Annotated in this window: 2 protein-coding genes; one reads left to right on the forward strand and one right to left on the reverse strand. The window is 46.6% G+C overall.

Going from position 1 to position 1,710, the window contains the following annotated elements; translation table 11 throughout:
* Positions 1-364: 364 nt before the first annotated feature.
* The gene (locus ACHHZ6_RS24640; RefSeq protein WP_100152962.1) at positions 365-1,498 is read left to right on the forward strand and encodes an AraC family transcriptional regulator; all 1,134 of its coding nucleotides are present in this window, start codon (positions 365-367) and stop codon (positions 1,496-1,498) included.
* A gap of 100 nt (positions 1,499-1,598) precedes the next feature.
* Here ACHHZ6_RS24640 and ACHHZ6_RS24645 read toward each other — a convergent pair.
* On the reverse strand, positions 1,599-1,710 hold a 112-nt coding region (locus ACHHZ6_RS24645), incomplete at its 5' end, for an IS1 family transposase (protein ID WP_001691633.1).

The raw sequence follows: 1,710 nt of genomic DNA on the forward strand, positions 1-1,710 counted from the left end.
GTACCAGCGTACGGCCCACAGAATGATGTCACGCTGAAAATGCCGGCCTTTGAATGGGTTCATGTGCAGCTCCATCAGCAAAAGGGGATGATAAGTTTATCACCACCGACTATTTGCAACAGTGCCGCTTTTTCATATTAATACTCCCGGGTCTCTTTCGACCTGTTCATCTGCTTTTTTGTGTTTAAAGGAGGCAGAATTTCAGTCCTCTGCCGATTTGGTTGCAGAGTACTGGCGAGTAACCCGGGAGTCGTTCGAATTGATAAATTCGAACGTATGAAACGTAAAGTCGAACGTTCTGCTGACACGAAGCGTGTGTGGCGTCCGTTTCTCATATCTCGTTTTAAATTGTTGGTGCTCGTGCATGCTGAATGATCTATCTGTTTTTCTTCTGGCAGCAGGAATGATGCAGGCTGCATTGCTCTCTGTTTTTCTTCTTTTGCCGTCTAACATCATACAAGTCAGCAACCGGCTATTGGTGATCGTTCTGCTGACCCTTGCCGCCGGTTTTGGTGAACTTTTCCTCTATGGTAGCGGCGTGAGTTTTTTACACCCGAACTACGCCTATATCGGTACGCTTATCTCTCTGCTTCAGCCACCGGCCATCTATCTGTATACCCGTTCGCTGATGTATCGCCATTTTCGAATCCGGCCAGCTCATGCTGTACACTTAATCCCGTTTGCTACTGGCCTTATTGTGTTTTTCACGCTGTACGTTCCGTTATCTGACTCAGCAAAAATAACGCTCTTACAGCAGCAGGATTTACCGGGCATGCCAGTATCACTGCCCCTTGCATTGGCCTATCACGGGGTATTTCTCGGCTGGCTTGGCTATTCCCTCAGACGTTTGCGGTCATTTAATTCGGATATTCAGCATCTTTATTCCGATATTGCCCGCCAGCAAATGCTCTGGCTCCGCTTCCTGCTGTCAGGTTATTTGGGACTTTGGATAGTCAGTATTATTTGCTGCCTGTTTTTCTATCTGTTCAGGCTAACCGATAAAACGAGTTGGGTACTGCCCGTTGTCAGCATAGCGGGGTTTGCATTTATTAATACGTTATTAGTTTGTGCGCTGCGGCAACCCGCTGCGTTTATGGGGCTAACGCAGGCAGATGAAATCCTGCTGGAGAATATTCAGCCGGTTAAAGCACCGCAGTTACGGGGGGCTGAACAGGTGGATAAGGTGGCAGAATTTATGCACCGGAATCAGCCGTTTCTGGATTCCACCCTGTCCTTAAGCCAGCTTGCGCATCAGTTAAAACTCTCGCCGCACGATCTGTCAGCCATTATCAACAACGGGTTTCAGCAGAATTTTTTTACGTTTATCAGCGAGTACCGAATAGAGCACGCTAAAAAACTCCTGGCAATGCCGGAAGATAAGCGGACCATTCTTGATATTATGTATTCCTCAGGCTTTAACTCTAAATCGGTCTTTAATACCGCGTTTAAGAAGCAAACGGGTTTAACGCCTTCAGAATATCGGCGGCAATACTTATAATATCTATTGATGTGTGGTTAGTCCAGGCCGTGACTTACTAAGTTGTCAGAACTTTTTGAGCAAGGCTATATAGTGAAAAAAATGAGGTAATGACTCCAACTTATTGATAGTGTTTTATGTTCAGATAATGCCCGATGACTTTGTCATGCAGCTCCACCGATTTTGAGAACGACAGCGACTTCCGTCCCAGCCGTGCCAGGTGCTGCCTCAGA

The organism is Enterobacter cloacae complex sp. 2024EL-00214, from assembly GCF_043945575.1.
GTDB lineage: Bacteria > Pseudomonadota > Gammaproteobacteria > Enterobacterales > Enterobacteriaceae > Enterobacter > Enterobacter cloacae_P.